This is a genomic window from Pseudomonas sp. SBT1-2, assembly GCF_028640875.1.
Lineage (GTDB): Bacteria > Pseudomonadota > Gammaproteobacteria > Pseudomonadales > Pseudomonadaceae > Aquipseudomonas > Aquipseudomonas chlororaphis_I.
Genome location: NZ_JAQZAA010000049.1, coordinates 1 through 2,829 on the forward strand (window position 1 = coordinate 1; position 2,829 = coordinate 2,829).

2 protein-coding genes are annotated in these 2,829 nt (G+C 66.1%); both read right to left on the reverse strand.

Annotation, left to right across the window (positions count from 1 at the left end):
- Positions 1 to 90: 90 nt before the first annotated feature.
- Positions 91 to 1,365, reverse strand: coding sequence for an NAD-dependent dihydropyrimidine dehydrogenase subunit PreA (preA, locus tag PVZ78_RS05605; protein ID WP_273828337.1), 1,275 nt, complete (start codon positions 1,363 to 1,365; stop codon positions 91 to 93).
- Positions 1,366 to 2,733, reverse strand: coding sequence for an NAD(P)-dependent oxidoreductase (locus PVZ78_RS05610; protein WP_273828338.1), 1,368 nt, complete (start codon positions 2,731 to 2,733; stop codon positions 1,366 to 1,368).
- Between the last annotated feature and the right edge of the window lie 96 nt (positions 2,734 to 2,829).

Below are 2,829 nucleotides of genomic sequence, written 5' to 3' on the forward strand. Positions count from 1 at the left end.
GCACGGTCTTCTTCTGTAGGAGCGAGGCTTGCCCGCGATGACGTCAGTCCAGTCAATGAGCGTTATCCGGCAAATCCTCTAGCCACTCACTCAAACCGCCTCGCGATACGGATTGCGCGGATCATGCTGCCAGTCGAGGAATGGCTTGCCGGTGTCCTGGGGCACCATCTCGATGCAGTCCTGCACCGGGCAGGTGATCTGGCACAGGTTGCAGCCCACGCATTCGGCGTCGATCACCTCGTACTTATGCGTACCGTCGGCCTGCCTGAGGCTGGCGATGGCCTGGTGCGAGGTGTCTTCGCAGGCGATATGGCAGCGGCCGCAACCGATGCAGGCGTCCTGGTCGATCTTGGCGATCACCTGATAGTTGATATCCAGGTACTTCCAGTCGGTGGTGTTGCCCACGGCCTTGCCGGAAAACTGCTGCAGGCTGCTGTAGCCCTGGCTGTCCATCCACCGCGACAGGCCGTCCTTCATCTCCTCGACAATCCGAAAACCATGGAGCATCGCCGCCGTGCACACCTGCACCGCGCCGCAGCCCAGGGCGACGAATTCCGCGGCATCGCGCCAACTGCCGATGCCGCCGATACCGCAGATCGGCAGGCCCTGGGTCTGCGGGTCGCGGGCGATTTCGGCGACCATGTTCAGCGCGATTGGCTTGACCGCCGAGCCGCAGTAGCCGCCGTGGGTGCTCTGGCTGCCGACCATCGGATTGGCCACCATGCGCTCCAGGTCGACGCTGGTGATCGAGTTGATGGTGTTGATCAGCGACACTGCGTCGGCGCCGCCGCGATGGGCCGCGCGGGCGGCCATGCGGATATCGGTGATGTTCGGCGTCAGCTTGACGATCACCGGCAGCGAGCACCAGGTCTTGCACCAGCGGGTCACCTGCTCGACGTACTCCGGTACCTGGCCGACCGCCGCGCCCATGCCGCGTTCCGGCATGCCGTGGGGGCAGCCGAAGTTCAGCTCGATGCCGTCGGCGCCGGTGGCTTCCACCAGCGGCAGGATGTTTTTCCACGACTCCTCGACGCAGGGCACCATCAGCGACACGATCAGCGCGCGGTCCGGCCAGTCCTTCTTGACCTGGGTGATTTCCTTGAGGTTGATCTCCAGGGAACGGTCGGTGATCAGTTCGATATTGTTGATGCCCAGCACTTCGCGGTTGGCGCCGAAGTGCGCCGAGTAGCGTGACGACACGTTGACCGCCGCCGGGTCCTCGCCCAGGGTTTTCCAGACCACGCCGCCCCAGCCGGCCTCGAAGGCGCGGACCACGTTGTAGGCCTTGTCGGTGGGCGGCGCGGAGGCCAGCCAGAACGGATTGGGGGCCTTGATACCGGCGAACACAATCGAGAGATCGGCCATTTACGCAGCCTCCACATTGAGCATGAGTTGGGCATGCATGGCTTCGGCGGCCCGCTTGCCGTGTTGCACCGCCTGGACGGTGAGGTCCTGGCCGAGGCTGACGCAGTCGCCGCCGGCATACACCCCGGGGATGCTGGTGCGCAGTTGTTCGTCGACCTCGATGCGCTCGCCGGCGCGCTTGAGTTCGCGGGCCAGCGGGTCGCCCAGCGCGGCGCCGTCGAACGCCTGGCCGATGGCCTTGAAGATCGCGTCGGCGGCCAGCTCGAAGGTTTCCCCGGTGGTTTGCAGCCGGCTCTCCACCAGGCGGGTGCGGGCGAAGCGCATGCCGCGCACCCGGCCCTGGGCGTCGAGCAGCACTTCCTCGGGCGCGGCCCAGGTCAGCAGGCGCACCTGATTGGCCTTGGCGATGTCCTGTTCATGTCGGGTCGCGCCCATGTCCTCGACGCCGCGGCGGTACACCAGGTTCACGTCGCGGGCACCGAGACGGGCCATCTGCACCGCCATGTCGATCGCCGTGTTGCCGGCGCCGAGGACGATGCAATGGTCGGCCAGGGGCAGTTGGGTGAGGTCGTCGGCCTGGCGCAATTCACGGATGTAGTCGGTGGCGGCCAGCAGGCCGGGGGCGTCCTCATGGGGCAGGCCCAGCTGTTTGCTGGCGGCCAGGCCGAGGCCGAGGAACACCGCGTCGAACTGCTGGTGCAGTTCGGTGAGGCTCAGGTTGTCGCCGAGCTTCTGTCCGTGACGGATCTCGATGCCGCCGATCTGCAACAGGAAATCCAGCTCCTTCTGGGCGAAGTCGTCCACCAGCTTGTACTTGGCGATCCCGTATTCGTTGAGGCCTCCGGCCTTTTCCCGGGCCTCGAAAATCACCACCTCATGGCCGTGCATGGCGCAGCGGTGGGCACAGGACAGGCCCGCCGGCCCGGCGCCGACCACGGCGATGCGCTTGCCGGTGGCGGCGGCGCGCTGGAACGGGTGCTGGCTGAAGTGCGCGTTGTCCACCGCGTAGCGCTGCAACAGGCCGATCAGCACCGGCGCGCATTCCTGGGCGTTGTTGCGCACGCAGGCCTGCTGGCACAGGATCTCCGTCGGGCACACCCGGGCGCAGCTGCCGCCGAGGATATTGGCCGAGAGAATCTTCTGCGCCGCGCCCTGCACGTTGTCGGTGTGGATATGGCGGATGAACGAGGGAATGTCGATCTCGCTGGGGCAGGCGTTGACGCACGGCGCGTCGTAGCAATACAGGCAGCGCGAGGCTTCCAGGTGCGCCTGACGGTCGTTGAGCGGCGGCGCCAGGTCGCTGAAATGGCCGGCGAGGGTGGCCGCATCCTCCTGGGGATGGGGCAAGTGGTTCAGGGTCTTGATCACGGTTCTGGCCTCACGGTTTTTTGTCGATTGCCTCTGACGGGCATTGTTTTTCTATCGGGCGCGAGCGCCCGGATCGCGAGCAAGCTCGCTCCTACA